At 69.9% G+C, this 15,105-nt stretch carries 18 protein-coding genes; 10 read left to right on the top strand and 8 right to left on the bottom strand.

Annotation, left to right across the window (positions count from 1 at the left end):
• The first annotated feature begins 150 nt into the window (after window positions 1-150).
• A complete protein-coding gene (locus J8N05_RS06635) occupies window positions 151-402 on the top strand; it encodes a DUF6458 family protein (protein WP_210881520.1) in 252 nt (83 codons plus the stop codon).
• A gap of 120 nt (window positions 403-522) precedes the next feature.
• Here J8N05_RS06635 and J8N05_RS06630 read toward each other — a convergent pair whose 3' ends face one another.
• Window positions 523-951, bottom strand: coding sequence for an ATP-binding protein (locus tag J8N05_RS06630; protein WP_210881519.1), 429 nt, complete (start codon window positions 949-951; stop codon window positions 523-525).
• A 22-nt stretch (window positions 952-973) separates the two neighbouring features.
• Between J8N05_RS06630 and J8N05_RS47235 the strand changes: the two genes are divergently transcribed.
• Both J8N05_RS47235 and J8N05_RS06625 read left to right on the top strand, forming a co-directional pair.
• Window positions 974-1,174, top strand: a complete 201-nt coding sequence (locus tag J8N05_RS47235) for a Scr1 family TA system antitoxin-like transcriptional regulator (RefSeq protein WP_247706173.1) — start codon at window positions 974-976, stop codon at window positions 1,172-1,174.
• Between the two features lie 10 nt (window positions 1,175-1,184).
• Entirely contained in the window at window positions 1,185-1,370 is a 186-nt protein-coding gene (locus J8N05_RS06625) for a DUF397 domain-containing protein (RefSeq protein ID WP_210881518.1), read from the top strand.
• Between the two features lie 4 nt (window positions 1,371-1,374).
• On the opposite strand, the gene J8N05_RS06620 is transcribed toward J8N05_RS06625, so the two are convergent.
• Window positions 1,375-1,773, bottom strand: a complete 399-nt coding sequence (locus J8N05_RS06620) for a cupin domain-containing protein (RefSeq protein WP_210881517.1) — start codon at window positions 1,771-1,773, stop codon at window positions 1,375-1,377.
• Window positions 1,774-1,825: 52 nt separating this feature from the next.
• Between J8N05_RS06620 and J8N05_RS06615 the strand changes: the two genes are divergently transcribed.
• Both J8N05_RS06615 and J8N05_RS06610 read left to right on the top strand, forming a co-directional pair.
• On the top strand, window positions 1,826-2,815 hold the full coding sequence (locus tag J8N05_RS06615) for a GlxA family transcriptional regulator (protein ID WP_210881516.1): 990 nt from the start codon (window positions 1,826-1,828) through the stop codon (window positions 2,813-2,815).
• Window positions 2,812-3,300, top strand: coding sequence for an LURP-one-related/scramblase family protein (locus J8N05_RS06610; RefSeq protein WP_210881515.1), 489 nt, complete (start codon window positions 2,812-2,814; stop codon window positions 3,298-3,300). Before J8N05_RS06615 ends, J8N05_RS06610 begins: the two co-directional genes overlap by 4 nt.
• Before the next feature lie 224 nt (window positions 3,301-3,524).
• Here the strand turns inward: J8N05_RS06610 and J8N05_RS06605 are convergent, their stop codons facing one another.
• Window positions 3,525-4,325, bottom strand: coding sequence for a carbon-nitrogen family hydrolase (locus J8N05_RS06605; RefSeq protein ID WP_210881514.1), 801 nt, complete (start codon window positions 4,323-4,325; stop codon window positions 3,525-3,527).
• 154 nt (window positions 4,326-4,479) lie between these two features.
• On the opposite strand from J8N05_RS06605, the gene J8N05_RS06600 reads away from it, so the two are divergent.
• Window positions 4,480-5,304: a maleylpyruvate isomerase family mycothiol-dependent enzyme gene (locus tag J8N05_RS06600; protein ID WP_210881513.1), complete on the top strand. Its 825-nt coding sequence runs from the start codon at window positions 4,480-4,482 to the stop codon at window positions 5,302-5,304.
• 141 nt (window positions 5,305-5,445) lie between these two features.
• Here the strand turns inward: J8N05_RS06600 and J8N05_RS06595 are convergent, their stop codons facing one another.
• Together J8N05_RS06595 and J8N05_RS06590 are read right to left on the bottom strand one after the other, a co-directional pair.
• Entirely contained in the window at window positions 5,446-6,756 is a 1,311-nt protein-coding gene (locus tag J8N05_RS06595) for an MFS transporter (protein ID WP_210881512.1), read from the bottom strand.
• On the bottom strand, window positions 6,753-7,415 hold the full coding sequence (locus J8N05_RS06590) for a GntR family transcriptional regulator (protein WP_210881511.1): 663 nt from the start codon (window positions 7,413-7,415) through the stop codon (window positions 6,753-6,755). The genes J8N05_RS06595 and J8N05_RS06590 overlap by 4 nt, the downstream gene beginning before the upstream one ends.
• A 224-nt stretch (window positions 7,416-7,639) precedes the next feature.
• On the opposite strand from J8N05_RS06590, the gene J8N05_RS06585 reads away from it, so the two are divergent.
• Window positions 7,640-8,515, top strand: coding sequence for a D-alanyl-D-alanine carboxypeptidase family protein (locus tag J8N05_RS06585; protein ID WP_407699887.1), 876 nt, complete (start codon window positions 7,640-7,642; stop codon window positions 8,513-8,515).
• 125 nt (window positions 8,516-8,640) lie between these two features.
• On the opposite strand, the gene J8N05_RS06580 is transcribed toward J8N05_RS06585, so the two are convergent.
• Genes J8N05_RS06580 through pdhA form a run of 3 tightly spaced genes read right to left on the bottom strand, consistent with a single transcriptional unit; the run spans window position 8,641 to window position 12,321 of the window.
• Window positions 8,641-10,161 (bottom strand): dihydrolipoamide acetyltransferase family protein, encoded by a 1,521-nt coding sequence (locus J8N05_RS06580; RefSeq protein ID WP_210881509.1) that lies wholly within the window; start codon window positions 10,159-10,161, stop codon window positions 8,641-8,643.
• A gap of 10 nt (window positions 10,162-10,171) precedes the next feature.
• The gene (locus J8N05_RS06575; protein WP_210881508.1) at window positions 10,172-11,152 is read right to left on the bottom strand and encodes an alpha-ketoacid dehydrogenase subunit beta; all 981 of its coding nucleotides are present in this window, start codon (window positions 11,150-11,152) and stop codon (window positions 10,172-10,174) included.
• Window positions 11,149-12,321 carry a pyruvate dehydrogenase (acetyl-transferring) E1 component subunit alpha gene (pdhA, locus tag J8N05_RS06570; RefSeq protein WP_210881507.1) on the bottom strand — a complete coding sequence of 391 codons (1,173 nt, stop codon included), beginning with the start codon at window positions 12,319-12,321 and terminating at the stop codon, window positions 11,149-11,151. Before pdhA ends, J8N05_RS06575 begins: the two co-directional genes overlap by 4 nt.
• A 408-nt stretch (window positions 12,322-12,729) precedes the next feature.
• Between pdhA and J8N05_RS06565 the strand changes: the two genes are divergently transcribed.
• The 3 genes from J8N05_RS06565 (at window position 12,730) to J8N05_RS06555 (ending at window position 14,993) form a co-directional block, all read left to right on the top strand.
• The gene (locus J8N05_RS06565) at window positions 12,730-13,392 is read left to right on the top strand and encodes a response regulator (protein ID WP_210881506.1); all 663 of its coding nucleotides are present in this window, start codon (window positions 12,730-12,732) and stop codon (window positions 13,390-13,392) included.
• Between the two features lie 107 nt (window positions 13,393-13,499).
• Window positions 13,500-13,922, top strand: coding sequence for a pyridoxamine 5'-phosphate oxidase family protein (locus tag J8N05_RS06560; RefSeq protein ID WP_210881505.1), 423 nt, complete (start codon window positions 13,500-13,502; stop codon window positions 13,920-13,922).
• 45 nt (window positions 13,923-13,967) lie between these two features.
• Window positions 13,968-14,993 (top strand): phosphotransferase, encoded by a 1,026-nt coding sequence (locus J8N05_RS06555; protein WP_210881504.1) that lies wholly within the window; start codon window positions 13,968-13,970, stop codon window positions 14,991-14,993.
• The last annotated feature ends 112 nt before the right edge of the window (window positions 14,994-15,105 follow it).

The raw sequence follows: 15,105 nt of genomic DNA, 5'->3' as shown, positions 1-15,105 counted from the left end.
GGCCCCGTACAGCGAATGGGTCCACGTGCCGCTTCCCGGCGAGTCGTCCGCCCCTGCATGGAGGGTCCGGTTCCGGGTACCCGCACTGGGCCCGGGGCCGAACGGTCTCCGGGCCCGGCACGAGACCGTGCGCAACAGGAGGCGACATCCATGGGCCTGGGCGGATGCATCATTCTGATCGCCGCAGGGGCGATCCTCACTTTCGCGACCGACTGGGACATGCAGGGGGTCAACCTCGACCTGGTCGGCGTCATCTTCATGATCGTCGGCCTGATCGGTGTGGCGACCTTCAGCAGCATCGCCAGGCGTCGGCGGGCCGTGATAGCACCCCCGACCACGACGGTGGTCGACGACCAGCGCCACCACAACCACAGCGGCTACAGCGACGGTTACGGCGGCTGACCGGCGTACGCGCCACCTGATACCGGTCACCTGAGGTGACTCAGGTCGCCGCGGTATGTCCGGGTCGGGGCGGTGGGCCGATCGGTTCCGGCTCCCGCTCCCGATCCCACCGTCGCCCGGTCATGGTGCCGTCGGACGCGGTACGGACAGGTCGAACCAGACCGCCTTGCCCTCCGGGTGGGTCTGCCCGCCGTACGGGATGTCCGGACCGTGGCCCCAGCGGCCCTCCGTGAGGCTGTCCACCAGGTAGAGGCCCCGGCCACCGCCCCGCTCCCACGTCTCGGCCGACAGTTCTCTTATCACCGGCGGGTTCTCGTCCCCGTCGTACACCACCACGCGCACCTTCCCCTCCTCCACGGCCAGCCACAGCACGGTGCCGTCACTTTTGGCGTGCACGCAAGCGTTGGTGACGAGTTCGGAGGTACAGAGGATCGCGTCGTCCACGAGGCCGCGGTCCAGCTCCAGGACGCGCAGGACGGTGGCGACGAACTCGCGGGCGATGTGGGGGGAGGTGTCGCGAGGTGGGCAGATGAGGGTGTACGAGGGCATGGGGCATCGACTCCGGTGAGGGATGAGGAGTTCACGCAAGCCCGGCCGCGCTGCTGTCCGGCGCCCCGGGGTCGACCGGATCGATACGCCACACGGTGCCGAATTCATCGACGCACCAGCCCAGTTGCGTCGGTATCGGACCAAACTCGAACGCGTTGACAGCGTGGCGCTCACGGAGCACGCTTCCCTCGGCCTCATCCGCTGCATCGCCCAAGAACTTTGAAAGGTCTCCGGTGTCTCAGATACTCCGCTGGCAGAAGTCCTCGTACTCCGCAGGCGACGTGGACAACGACTGCCTGGAGATAGCAGCCACCCCCGCGACCACCCTCCACCTCCGCGAGAGCGACACCCCGACGGCCGTCCTCTCACCCACCCCCACCGCACTCAACGCCCGGCTCACGGCGGTGAAACGTCGGTGACGGCTCAGCGCAGCGCGTGGCCCGTCGTCTCGTCCACATGGTCCGGTACCTCGTCGTGGCGGTCCCCGACCGTGGACGTGCCGGTCGGTTCGAGGAGAAGGATCTCGGTCGGTACGGAGGCGTACGGCTTGTGCTCCGTGCCGCGCGGGACCGTGAAGACACTGCCCCTGGGCAGGACGACCGTGCGCTCGCCGGCCGCCTCGCGCAGCGCGATGTGCAGTTCGCCGTCCAGGACCAGGAAGAACTCGTCGGTGTGGTCGTGGACGTGCCAGAGGTGTTCACCCTCGACCTTGGCCACGCGGACGTCGTAGTCGTTGACGGCGGCGACGATGCGAGGACTCCACCGCTCGGTGAACGAGGCCAGGGCGGCGGACAGGGCGACAGGTTCCGTGGGTGCGCTCATACCGTCATCGTCGGCGATGGCGCACGGCTCGGACGAGTGCTAGAAATCGCACATGCCGCATGGATCCTCGCACCGCGTGGCCGTGATCGTCGACGAGGGCACCAACCCCTTCGAGGTCGGGGTCGCGACCGAGCTGTTCGGACTGCCCCGCCCCGAACTCGGCCTCCCGGACCCGTTGTACGAGCTGACCCTGTGCACGCCCACCCCCGGCATCCGCATGAACCACGGCTTCTTCACGCTGAGCGGAGTGCCCGGACTCGAAGCGGTGGACAGCGCGGACACCCTGATAGTCCCCGGCCGCCCCGACAACGTCGTCCCGCGCGGGGAGGCCGTCCTCGACGCCGTCCGGCGCACCCACGCGCGGGGCGCCCGCGTCGTGAGCCTGTGCACCGGGAGTTTCGCGCTCGCCGAGGCCGGAATCCTGGACGGGCGCCGGGCCACCACGCACTGGCGCTGGGCCGACCTCTTCCGTGAGCTGCACCCGAAGGTCCTCCTGGAGCCGGACGTCCTGTTCGTGGACGAGGGAGACGTACTGACCGCGGCGGGCAGCGCGGCGGCCCTCGACCTCGGGCTGTACATCGTCCGGCGCGACCACGGCGCCGAGATCGCGAACGCCGTGTCCCGGCGGCTCGTCTTCGCCGCCCACCGCGACGGCGGACAGCGGCAGTTCATCGAACGACCGCTCCCCGACGTCCCGGACGAATCCCTGGCGCCGCTGCTCGCCTGGGCCGCGGAACGGATCGGCGAACCCCTCGCCGTCCCGGACCTCGCGGCGCACGCGGCGGTCAGCCCGGCCACGCTGCACCGCCGTTTCCGCGCCCAGCTCGGTACGACCCCGCTGGCCTGGCTGACCGCCGAGCGGGTGGCGCTGGCCTGCCGGCTCATCGAACGCGGCGAGGAACGGCTCGACGTCGTGGCGCAGCGCAGCGGCCTCGGCACCGCCGCCAACCTGCGGGCCCGGCTGCGGCGCGAGATGGGACTCAGTCCGTCGGCCTACCGCCGGCGTTTCGGCCCCGCTGCCGGGGAAGCGCTAAAAGCATGAGATTCCTCGTACGCGACCGGCTCCTGGGCTTCGGTGACGACTACTGGATCGAGGACGAGCAGGGCCGCAAGGCCTTCCTCGTCGACGGCAAGGCGATGCGTCTGCGGGACACCTTCGAGCTGAAGGACCGGCAGGGGCGCGTGCTGATCGACATCCACAAGAAGATGCTCGCGCTGCGGGACACGATGGTCGTCGAGCGGGACGGCGAGCCGCTGGCGACCATCCGGCGCAAACGGCTGTCGCTGCTGCGCAACCACTATCGCGTCACGCTCGCGGACGGTACCGAGCTCGACGTCAGCGGCAAGATCCTGGACCGGGAGTTCGTCGTCGAGTACGACGGCGAACTGCTCGCCCTCATCTCGCGCCGCTGGCTGCGGGTGCGGGAGACGTACGGCGTGGAGGTCGTACGGGACGACGCGGATCCGGCGCTGCTGATCGCGGTGGCGGTATGCGTGATCCACCTGGCGGAGGCCGAGTCGGACTGACGCCGGGTTTTCCTCGCCCCCGCCGCCCCTACCCGTCCCGTCACTGACTTGGGGGCCAGCCCCCGAACCCCCGCTCCTCAAACGCCGGAGAGGCTGAAAACGATTCAGCCCGTCCGGCGTTTGAGGACGAGCGCGAAGCGCGATACGGGGGGCAAGGGGGCGCAGCCCCCATACGTGGACGGGAACGGGTAGGGGCGGCGGGGGCGAAAAAGGCCCCGCCCACCTCACCGTCGCGGCACCGCAACCCCCAGCAACCGATCCTTCAGCGCGGGAAACTGCTCCCGCGTCACCCCCACCCGCGCGGGATCGAAGTCCACCACGAGAACCTCCTCCCCGGCCCCCGCCTCGGCGAGAACCTCCCCCCAGGGATCGACCACGATCGAGTACCCGGCCTGCGGCACCCCCGCATGCACCCCCGCGGTCCCACAGGCAAGCACGTACGCCTGATCTTCGACGGCCCGCGCCTGCGCCAGCAGCGTCCAGTGCGAGCGCCGCCGCTCGGGCCACCCCGCGGAGACGACGAGCGTCTCGGCCCCGGCGTCGACGAGCCCCCGGAAGAGCTCGGGGAAGCGGAGGTCGTAACAGGTCGCCAGCCCGACCGTGGTGTCCGGCAGCCGCACGGTGACCAGCTCGGACCCGGCACCCATCAGCACGGCCTCGCCCTTGTCGAAGCCGAAACGATGGATCTTGCGATACGTGGCGACGAGATCACCGGAGGGCGAGAAGACGAGCGAGGTGTTGTACAGCCCTCCACCCTCACCTGTCACCCGTTCGGGAATCGACCCCGCGTGCAACCACACACCCGCGTCGCTCGCCGCCTTGGCCATCACTTCGTACGTGGGCCCTTCGAGCGGCTCGGCCTCGGTGTCGAACGACTCGTAGGCGAAGGCGCCGGTCGTCCAGAGTTCGGGCAGGATGACCAGGTCGGACGCGGTCTGCTGCCGTACGAGCGAGGCGACACGCTGTCTGCGGGCGTCGACCGATTCGGTCTCGTCCACGGCGATCTGGAGGAGAGAGGCGCGCACACTACCACCGTCCTGGCATTCGAGGCTTTGATACGGGCCTACGATCGTCACACGAAAGCACTGCCGGGGTGCCTCACAGCAGCGTAACTTAGCGTCCCAAGACACCCGCAGCCTGTGTTCTGCCCGCGCCCAACCGCCCGAGGGGTCCCGTTCCGTGAGTCTGCATCCCAGCCTTCAGTCCTACGCCGACGCCTGGACGCACTCCATCGACGCGATATCCGATCTCGTGTCGCCGCTGGTGGAGGGTGAATGGAATCGGCGGACTCCATGCCCTGGCTGGTCGGTGCGCGACATCGTCTCCCATGTGATCGGCCTCGACTGCGAGGCGCTGGGCGACCCCAGGCCGATCCACACGCTCCCCCGCGACCTGTACCACGTGACGAACGAGCACCAGCGGTACATGGAGATGCAGGTCGACGTCCGCCGTCACCACACCGCTCCGGAGATGACCTCCGAGCTGGAGTACACGATCATCCGCCGCAACCGTCAGCTGCGTAACGAGTCGCGCCAGCCCGACGCGCTGGTCCGCGGCCCGCTCGGCACCGAGGTCACCCTCGAAGAGTCCATGCGCAACCGGGCGTTCGACCTCTGGGTGCACGAACAGGACCTGCGCACCACCCTCGGCAGGCCGGGCAACCTCGACTCCCCGGGTGCGTTCATCGCCCGCGACGTCCTGCTCAGCAGGCTCCCCAAGGTCGTCGCCAAGGACGCGGGCGCACCGGCGAACTCGGCGATCGTCTTCGACGTCCACGGCCCCGTCGAGTTCCTGCGCACGGTCCGCGTCGACGCCGACGGTGTCGGCTCGATAGACGGTTCCCCCTCCCTCGGCCCGGCCGCCACCCTCGCCCTCGACTGGGAGACCTACTTCCGCCTGGCCTGCGGCCGGGTCACCCCGGAAGCGGTCGCGGACCGCCTGAAAACAGAGGGCGACCCGGACCTGACGGCAGCGATCCTCCACAACTTCACGGTCACGCCGTAGCTGCTGCTTCTCAGCCCGTCCGGCGTTTGAGGACGAGCGCGAAGCGCGATACGGGGGCAAGGGGGCGCAGCCCCCATACGTGGACGGGAACGGGTAGGGGCGGCGGGGGCGAAAAAAGCCCCCGCACACCCACCCCCACCCCTACGCCGGCACGTGCACCGTCTCCACCCGACTCGCCACCAACCGCTCCCGCTCCCTCCGAGCCGCAAGCTTCCGCAACCGAAGAATCTGACTCAACCCGAGCGCCTGCAGCACGAACACCGCGGAGAACGCAACGGTGTAGCTCTCCCCGGTGGCGTCCAGCAGCACCCCCACCGCGAACAACGTCGTCATGGACGCGATGAACCCACCCATGTTGGTGATGCCGGAGGCGGTCCCCTGCCGCTCGGGCGGATTCGCCGGCCGCGCGAAGTCGAACCCGATCATCGAAGCGGGCCCGCACGCGCCGAGCACCACGCACAGCACGACCAGCAGCCACATCGGCGCGTGATCGGCGGGGTACGCGAGCGTGGCGGCCCACACGGTCGCCGTGGCCAGGACCGTGCCGAGCGCCAGCGGCAGCCGCGCCGCATGGTGCCGGGCGACGATCTGCCCGTACACCAGGCCTATGAGCATGTTGGAGAGCACGACGAGGGTGAGGAGTTCGCCGGCCGTCGCGCGGGACAGGCCCTGGGCCTCGACGAGGAACGGCAGTCCCCACAGCAGCAGGAACACCATCGCCGGGAACTGGGTCGTGAAGTGCACCCACAGTCCGAGCCGGGTGCCGGGCTCCCGCCAGGACGCGGCGATCTGACGGCGTACGTAGGCGGCCCCCCGGTGCGGGAACGGCTCCGGCTCGTGTCCCTCGGGGTGGTCCTTCAGGAACGCCAGCATCAGCACGAGGACGACGACACCGGCGACCGAGCTGCCCGCGAACGCGGCCGTCCAGCCGACTCCGTGCAGCAGCCTGGCCAGTACGAGCGTCGAGACGAGGTTGCCCGCCATGCCCACCAGACCGGCGAGCTGCGCGACCATCGGGCCGCGCCGGGCCGGGAACCAGCGCGAGCCGAGCCGCAGCACGCTGATGAACGTCATCGCGTCACCGCACCCGAGCAGCGCGCGCGAGGCCAGCGCCGTTCCGTACGTCGGTGAGAACGCGAAGCCCAGCTGTCCGATCGTGAACAGCACGACGCCGAGGGTCAGCACCTTCTTCGTGCCCAGCCGGTCGACCATCAGGCCGACGGGTATCTGCATGCCCGCGTAGACGAGGAGCTGGAGGATCGAGAAGGTGGAGAGCGCGGAGGCGTTGACGTGGAAGCGGTCGGCGGCGTCGAGGCCGGCGACCCCCAGCGACGTACGGAAGATGACCGCGACGAAGTAGACGGAGACGCCGACGGACCAGACCGTGACGGCGCGACGGCCGCCGGGCGGGTCGCCGGGCAGTGTCAGGGATGACGACGAGGACGAGCTCATCGGACGTCACCCCGGGCGAGGTTGGAGAACCAGCTGACGTGGCGGTGCACCAGGTCGACCGCCGCCTCGGCGTCGCCGGAGCGCAGCGCGTCGAGGATCTCCTGGTGCTCGGTGAGCGTCTTGGTGATCCGGTCGGGGTGGGCGTGCATCACGGCGACGCCCATCCTCAGCTGCCGGTCGCGCAGTTGGTCGTAGAGGCGGGAGAGGATCTCGTTGCCCCCGCTGCGGACGATCTCGGCGTGGAAGCAGCGGTCGGTGACGGCGGCTCCGGCCAGATCACCGGCGGCGGCCTGGTCCTGCTGCTTCGCGAGGAGTTCGGTCAGGCGCTCGATCAGCAGGGGCGAGGCCGGCACCGCCTTGCGGATGGCGTGCGCCTCGACGAGCTGCCGGGTCTCCACCACGTCCGCGATCTCCTGCGCGGAGACGGGCAGGACGAGGGCTCCCTTTTTCGGGTAGAGCCGGATCAACCCTTCGACTTCCAGTTTGAGCAGCGCCTCGCGCACCGGCGTCCGCGAGACACCGACGGCGTCGGCCAGCTCGCCCTCGGTGAGCAGGGTCCCGCCCTCGTACCGACGCTCCAGTACAGCTTGTTTGACGTGCGCGTATACGCGTTCGGCGGCGGGCGGCGACTTCACGACGGGGGACGGGGCGGAAGGCATGCGCACAGCATAGATACAACACGTACGCATCGTCTCGGACGGTCCAGGATATGGACGAGGTAAAAAGGGGCACCCCGCTTCAGGAACTGCACATCCTTTTGTGCTACTCGTGTGTCTGAAGAGAAGGCGCCACCGGCAACTGGGCGCTCTCTTGAGGCATTTGACACCACTTCGGTGTTTACAACGTAATCGGGGTAATCGACTTGATAACTGCCATTAAGGGTATGCGCGTCCGCAGAGCTGCCGCAGTGGTCTTCACCACCGGAGCCGTGCTCGCGACCGGTGCCCTCGGCACGGCGCCCGCGCAGGCCCTCACGAAGCCCACGATCGCCGCCAAGGGCGGCTTCGTGATGAACAACGGTACGGGCACGTCGCTCTACACCAAGGCTGCGGACACCCGCCGCTCCACCGGCTCCACCACGAAGATCATGACCGCCAAGGTCGTGCTGTCCCAGCCGAACCTCAACCTGGACGCCAAGGTCACCATCCAGAAGGCGTACAGCGACTACATCGTCGCCAACACGGCCTCCTCGGCCCGTCTGATCGTCGGCGACAAGGTCACCGTCCGCCAGCTGCTGTACGGCCTGATGCTGCCGTCCGGTTGCGACGCCGCGTACGCCCTCGCCGACAAGTTCGGTTCCGGCTCGACGCGGGCCGCCCGGGTGAAGTCGTTCATCGGCAAGATGAACAAGCAGGCCAAGGACCTCGGCCTGACGAACACCAAGTTCGACTCGTTCGACGGCATCGGCAACGGCTCGAACTACTCGACGCCGCGTGACCTCACGAAGATCACCAGCAGCGCGCTGAAGAGTGCCAACTTCCGCGCGATCGTCAAGACGAAGAAGTACACGGCCAAGACCGTGACGAAGACCGGCAGCACCCGCACGATGGCGCCGTGGACCAACACCAACGGTCTGCTCAGCAGCTACTCCGGTTCGATCGGTGTGAAGACCGGTTCCGGCCCGGAGGCCAAGTACTGCCTGGTCTTCGCCGCCACGCGCAACGGCAAGACCGTCGTCGGTACGGTGCTGGCGTCCACGTCCATCTCGGCCCGTGAGTCGGACGCGAAGAAGCTCATGAACTACGGCTTCGCCAGGTAACCGGCTCAAAAGACTGCGCCGTTCCCCGCGCCCCTGAAAAGGGGCACGGGGAACGGCGCAGTCTTTTGTCCTTCAGGGGCGCGGGGAACTGCGCGACCGGCCCCCACCGGCCCGCAGAAGAACCGCTACCCCCAAGTGATCAACCGCTTCGGCCGCTCAAGAACCGCCGCCACATCCGCAAGCACCTTCGACCCCAGCTCCCCGTCGACCAGCCGATGGTCGAAGGACAGCGCGAGGGTCGTGACCTGCCGGACCCTGACCTTCCCCTTGTGCACCCACGGCTGCGGCTTGATGGACCCGACGGCGAGGATCGCCGACTCACCGGGGTTGAGGATCGGCGTACCCGTGTCGACCCCGAACACCCCGACGTTGGTGATCGTCACCGTCCCGCCCTGCATGGCCGCCGGCGACGTACGCCCCTCGCGGGCGGTGCCGACCAGCTCACCCAGCGCCTCGGCGAGCTCCGGCAGCGTCTTGGCGTGGGCGTCCTTGATGTTCGGGACGATCAGACCGCGCGGCGTGGCCGCCGCGATGCCCAGGTTCACATAGTGCTTCCGCACGATCTCCTGGTTGGCCTCGTCCCATGAGGCGTTGACGTCCGGATGGCGCTTGATGGCGACCAGCAGGGCCTTGGAGATCAGCAGCAGCGGGTTCACCCGCAGCCCCTGCATCCCGTACTCGTCGGACCGCTTGAGCTCCTCGACCAGCTTCATCGTGCGCGTCACGTCGACCGTGACGAACTCGGTGACATGCGGCGCGGTGAACGCCGAGCCGACCATCGCGGCCGCGATCGCCTTGCGGACACCCTTGACCGGGACACGGGTCTCCCGCACGCCGTCGTACGAGGCGGGCGGGGCGAGCGGGGCCGCGGCCGGAGCACCGACGGACGCCGGTGCCGTCGCGGGCGCCGCGGTGACCGCGGGTTCCTGAACGGGGGCCGGGGCGGAGGCGGGGGCCACCGCCGCGTGCACGTCCTCGCGGGTGATGATCCCGTCCGGACCGGAAGGCGTGACCGCCGCCAGATCCACCCCGAGGTCCTTGGCCAGCTTGCGCACCGGAGGCTTGGCGAGCGGACGGGCCGCGGGGGCCGTGTGTCCGTTCAGCTCCTTCTGGACCGCCTCGGCCACGGCCGCGGCTTCCGGCTGCTGGGCCGGTACACCTCTGCGGGGGCGGCGCTTGGTGGAGGCCACCGATACCCCGTACCCGACGAGAACCGGCTTGCGGCCTTCCGCCGCGGGTTCGGCCTCCGCGGGAGCCGGAGTCGCGGCCGGAGCCGCCGGGGCAGGAGCCACCGGAGCCACCGAGGCCGGAGCCTCGGCCGAAGCAGTTGAAGCAGCCGAAGCGGTTGAAGCAGCCGGAGCGGCCGAAGGAGCCGCCCCGCCGCCCACCCGCACCGCGATGATCACCTGGCCGACGTCCACCGTCGTCCCCTCGGGGAAGCGCAACTCGTGCACCACCCCGTCGTAGGGGATCGGCAGCTCGACGGCGGCCTTGGCGGTCTCGACCTCGCAGACCACCTGCCCGTCGGTCACCGTGTCACCGGGCTGGACGTACCACTTGAGGATCTCCGCCTCGGTCAGGCCCTCGCCCACATCGGGCATCTTGAACTCGCGCAGCCCCGAGGCCGTTTCAGTCATCGTCGTCACGACCTTCTCCTCAGTACGCCAGCGAGCGGTCGACGGCGTCGAGCACCCGGTCCAGGCCCGGCAGGTACTCGTCCTCCAGGCGGGCCGGCGGATACGGGGCGTGATAGCCGCCGACCCTCAGCACCGGCGCCTCCAGGTGGTAGAAGGACCGCTCGGTGATCCGGGCCGCGATCTCCGCGCCCGTCCCGAGGAACACCGGCGCCTCGTGCACCACGACCAGGCGGCGGGTCTTCTCGACCGAGGCCTGGACGGCGTCGAAGTCGATCGGGGACATCGACCGCAGGTCCAGCACTTCGAGGGACTTGCCCTCTTCCTGGGCCGCTGCCGCGGCCTCCTGGCAGACCTTCACCATCGGCCCGTACGCGGCGAGCGTCAGATCGGTGCCCTCGCGGACCACACGCGCCTTGTGCAGCGGGGAGGGGATCGCCTCGCGGTTCACCTCGGACTTGTCCCAGTAGCGCCGCTTCGGCTCGAAGAAGATCACCGGGTCGTCGCTGTGGATGGCCTGCTGCATCATCCAGTAGGCGTCGCCCGCGTTCGACGGGGAGACCACCTTCAGGCCCGCCACGTGCGCGAACAGCGCCTCGGGGGACTCGGAGTGGTGCTCGACCGCGCCGATGCCGCCGCCGTACGGGATGCGGATGACGACGGGGAGCTTGATCTTGCCGAGCGCCCGCGCGTGCATCTTCGCGAGCTGCGTGACGATCTGGTCGTACGCCGGGAAGACGAAGCCGTCGAACTGGATCTCCACGACCGGGCGGTAGCCGCGCAGCGCGAGGCCGATCGCGGTGCCGACGATGCCCGACTCGGCGAGCGGGGTGTCGATGACCCGGTCCTCGCCGAAGTCCTTCTGCAGGCCGTCGGTGACCCGGAACACTCCGCCGAGCTTGCCGACGTCCTCGCCCATGATCAGGACCTTGGGGTCCGCGTCGAGGGCCGTGCGCAGCGATTCGTTGATCGCCTTGGCCAGCGCCATCTTTTCCGCTGTCATCGCTGAATACCCTCCCCTTCATCGGCGAACGACGCCTGGTAGGCGGCGAACTGGGCCCGCTCCTCGTCGACGAGCGCGTGCCCGTCCGCGTACGCGTTCTCGAAGATGGCGAAGCGGTCCGGGTCCGGCATGGCACGGACGACTTCGCGTACTCGTTTGCCCAACGCCTCGCTCTCGGCTTCGAGTTCCGCGAAGAATCCCTCGTCCGCGTGGTTTGAGGCCTCCAGGTACGTGCGCAGGCGCTGGATCGGGTCCTTCGCCTCCCAGGCCTCGCGCTCCTCGTCGGCCCGGTACTTGGTCGGGTCGTCGGAGGTGGTGTGGGCGCCCATGCGGTAGGTGTACGCCTCGACGAGGGTCGGTCCCTCGCCCCTGCGGGCCCGCTCCAGCGCCCACTTCGTGACGGCGAGGCAGGCGAGGACGTCGTTGCCGTCGACGCGGACGCCCGGGAAGCCGTACCCCTGCGCGCGCTGGTAGAGCGGGACGCGGGTCTGGCGCTCGGTGGGCTCGGAGATCGCCCACTGGTTGTTCTGGCAGAAGAACACGACGGGCGCGTTGTAGACCGCGGAGAAGGTGAACGATTCGGCGACGTCGCCCTGGCTGGAGGCGCCGTCCCCGAAGTACGCGATCACGGCCGAGTCGGCGCCGTCCTTGGCGACGCCCATGGCGTAGCCGGTGGCGTGCAGCGTCTGCGAGCCGATGACGATCGTGTACAGGTGGAAGTTGTTGCTGTTCGGGTCCCAGCCGCCGTTGTTCACGCCGCGGAACATGCCGAGCAGGTTGGCCGGGTCGACGCCGCGGCACCACGCGACGCCGTGCTCGCGGTAGGTCGGGAAGACGTAGTCGTCCTCGCGGGTGGCCCGCCCGGAGCCGATCTGGGCGGCCTCCTGGCCGAGCAGCGAGGCCCACAGGCCCAGCTCGCCCTGGCGCTGCAGGGAGGTGGCCTCGGCGTCGAAGCGCCGGGTGAGCACCATGTCGCGGTACAGGCCGCGCAGCTCTTCGGGGGTGATGTCGGCTACGTACGCGTCATATTCGCCATTCTTGACGCGCTTCCCCTCGGGGGTCAGCAGCTGTACGAGGTCCGGCCGGGCGCCCGGCGACTTCTTCGCAGCGGTGCGCTTTGTACCGGCGCTGCGTCGCGGCTTGCGCGCGGCAGTGCTCTCCACGGTCACGTGTGCTCCTCCGTCGGTCCGGCCCCCGGGGTTGCCGGGAACTGGGGTTCCCCCAGCTCGTCGAGAGCCGGGGGAGCGGCTCGCCTGGTCCTCGTACCCGTGCACGGGGTGGGTGCCCTCGGCCGGGAACAGGCGTGACAGGTGCCCCGGCGAGCGCCCTGCAACAAGCACGTTACCCAGTGCTTCACAATTCTGTGAAACCCCTCCTGACCTGCGTTTTTGCTCGGAGTTCCAAGTACTTTCCACTCGGACTTCCAACTAGTTCGCACACGTCGGGAACAGTCGCTGGTCACAGCACTGGTAACAGCCTGGCAGGGGGCCGGAACACCGGCACGTTATCCCGGTCACCCCGGGGACGGGAAGGGCTCGACTGGCGCAAGCGGAAAGATCGTGTGTGAGACTGACTCCGTGCGCGAAGAGGGAAAAATCACTGTTTTTCTTCTCGACGACCATGAAGTGGTCCGCCGGGGAGTTCATGAGCTGCTCTCGATGGAGGACGACATCGAGGTGGTCGGCGAGGCCGGTACGGCGGCCGACGCGCTGGCGCGAATTCCGGCCACCCGCCCCGACGTCGCCGTGCTGGACGTACGGCTGCCGGACGGCAGCGGAGTGGAGGTCTGCCGCGAGATCCGCTCCAAGGACGAGTCGATCAAGTGCCTGATGCTGACCTCCTACGCCGACGACGAGGCCCTCTTCGACGCGATCATGGCGGGCGCCTCGGGCTACGCGCTCAAGGCGATCCGCGGCGACGAACTGCTCTCGGCGATCCGTGACGTGGCGGCCGGCAAGTCCCTGCTCGACCCGGAGGCGACGGCCCGCGTCCTGGAGCGGCTGCGCGACGGGGGCAGCCCCAAGGGGGACGCCAGGCTCGCCAAGCTCACCGACCAGGAGCGCAGGATCCTCGACCTGATCGGCGAGGGGCTGACCAACCGCGTGATCGGCGAGCGGCTGCACCTCGCCGAGAAGACCATCAAGAACTACGTCTCCAGCCTGCTGGCCAAACTCGGCATGGAGCGGCGCGCGCAGGCGGCCGCCTATGTGGCCCGGATGCAGGCGGGCCGCCGGCAGTGAGCTGAAGCCCCCCTCGCGGCGAGCGGCGGGAAACGGGACCTACGGCCCGCCCGCGGGGGCCCGGCGGCCTCTTCTCCCGGCTCCCCCGGTGCCGCAGATTGGGGGGCATGCCGACCGACCAGCACATCGCCGCCGGCCTGCTCGGCCGCGTCGAGTACGGCCGGGTGGCGGCCAGCGTGCGCGCACTGCCCTTCCTGGCACCGGCCCGCCATATCGTCGTGGGCGACCGCGTCCTGCTGAGGATGCACCGGGGCCACGGCCACCACCAGGTGTGCGCGGGCAGTGTCGTCGCGTACGGCGCGGACAACCTGGGCTCCGCCCCCGTCGGCACGGAGCGCTGGTCGGTCCAGGTCGTCGGGTGGTGCGAGAGCGCCGAGCCGACCGACGCCCAGCTCGCCCGCTTCGGCCCCGGCCCGCTGCGCGTGGACGGCAGCCCTTTCGAGGCGGTCTACCTGGAGATCGCGCCCAGCATGGCCACCGTGCACTCCCTGGGCATCGCCATGGAGCACTCGAACGAGCACAATAAGTAATGAGCACGATACGGAGGGTCCCTCCGGTGCCCTAACATCTGGCGCGTGCCGCGCTCATCTGTTTCACCCGCTCCCTCTCCCGCACCCCCGCTGGGCGCCCTGCTGCGCCGGTACGCCGCCGGGGCTCCGCTGACCTGCAAACCCGTCGACCAGGGGCTGCTCAACCGCGGCTACCGGCTCGCCACCACCCGGGGCCGGTACTTCCTCAAGCACCACTTCGACCCCGAGACGGCCGACCCCGCGGCGATCGCCCGACAGCACCGCGCGACCCAGCGGCTCGCCGATCTGGGCGTCCCGGTGGCGCCGCCGCTGACCGGCAGGGACGGCCGCACGGTCGCCGTGATCGGCGGCCACGCGTACGCCCTGCACCCCTGGGTCGACGGACGCCACCGCAGCGGCGCCCAGCTCACCCCCGAGCAGTGCCGCCGCCTCGGCGCCCTCCTGGGGGTCGTCCACGCGTCCCTGGAGCAGGTGATGCCGCCACGGGAGTCCGAGGAGCGGGCCGACAGCGCCGACCCCGTGGACACCTTCGCGCTCATCGACGACCTGCTCGCCCGGGTACGCCGTCACCGCCCGGCCGACACCTTCGACGAACTGGCCCGGCACCGTCTCCTGGAGCGGCGCACCCTCCTGGAGCGGCACGCGGACCGGCTGCCCCCGCGCGGCGGTTCGGTGGGCTGGGTGCACGGGGACTTCCACCCCTTCAACGTGCTCTACAGAGGAAGTGCCCCCGCCGCGATCGTCGACTGGGACCGGCTCGGCGTCCAGCCGCAGGCCGAGGAGGCGGTGCGGGCCGCCGTGATCTTCTTCGTACGCCCCGCCGGCACGCTCGACCTGCCGAAGGTACGGGCCTACGCGCGCGCGTACCGCCGCTCCGCACGGGCCACCCCGGCCGAACTCTCGGCCGCCGTGCACCGGGTGTGGTGGGAGCGTCTGAACGACTTCTGGATACTGCGCTGGCACTACGAACGCGGGGACACCCGGGCCGACCCGCAGTTCCCCGCGGCCTCCGCGCTGGCGGTGTGGTGGACACGGGAGTACGACGCGGTGTGCGAGGCGTTCGTGGGGTGAGGCCCCCCGCCACCGCTCCCCGCCGGGCCCCGGACGAACGGCACGCGCGCGTGGAGCCCGTTTTCGGGCTCCACGCGCGCGTGGGGGACGTTCCTTCAGGTACGGGGTGCGG

This window comes from Streptomyces liliiviolaceus (assembly GCF_018070025.1).
Classification (GTDB): Bacteria; Actinomycetota; Actinomycetes; order Streptomycetales; family Streptomycetaceae; genus Streptomyces; species Streptomyces liliiviolaceus.
This window is presented reverse-complemented; position numbering and strand designations above follow the sequence as displayed.

Bases quoted from the DNA above. Each gene is read 5' to 3' on its own strand.
- J8N05_RS06635 (WP_210881520.1), top strand. From the start codon at position 151: ATGGGCCTGGGCGGATGCATCATTCTGATCGCCGCAGGGGCGATCCTC.
- J8N05_RS06620 (WP_210881517.1), bottom strand. From the start codon at position 1,773: ATGAGCGCACCCACGGAACCTGTCGCCCTGTCCGCCGCCCTGGCCTCG.
- J8N05_RS47235 (WP_247706173.1), top strand. From the start codon at position 974: ATGAGGAGTTCACGCAAGCCCGGCCGCGCTGCTGTCCGGCGCCCCGGG.
- J8N05_RS06630 (WP_210881519.1), bottom strand. From the start codon at position 951: ATGCCCTCGTACACCCTCATCTGCCCACCTCGCGACACCTCCCCCCAC.
- J8N05_RS06575 (WP_210881508.1), bottom strand. From the start codon at position 11,152: ATGACAGCGGAAAAGATGGCGCTGGCCAAGGCGATCAACGAATCGCTG.
- J8N05_RS06610 (WP_210881515.1), top strand. From the start codon at position 2,812: ATGAGATTCCTCGTACGCGACCGGCTCCTGGGCTTCGGTGACGACTAC.
- J8N05_RS06560 (WP_210881505.1), top strand. From the start codon at position 13,500: ATGCCGACCGACCAGCACATCGCCGCCGGCCTGCTCGGCCGCGTCGAG.
- J8N05_RS06595 (WP_210881512.1), bottom strand. From the start codon at position 6,756: ATGAGCTCGTCCTCGTCGTCATCCCTGACACTGCCCGGCGACCCGCCC.
- J8N05_RS06590 (WP_210881511.1), bottom strand. From the start codon at position 7,415: ATGCCTTCCGCCCCGTCCCCCGTCGTGAAGTCGCCGCCCGCCGCCGAA.
- J8N05_RS06615 (WP_210881516.1), top strand. From the start codon at position 1,826: ATGCCGCATGGATCCTCGCACCGCGTGGCCGTGATCGTCGACGAGGGC.
- J8N05_RS06585 (WP_407699887.1), top strand. From the start codon at position 7,640: ATGCGCGTCCGCAGAGCTGCCGCAGTGGTCTTCACCACCGGAGCCGTG.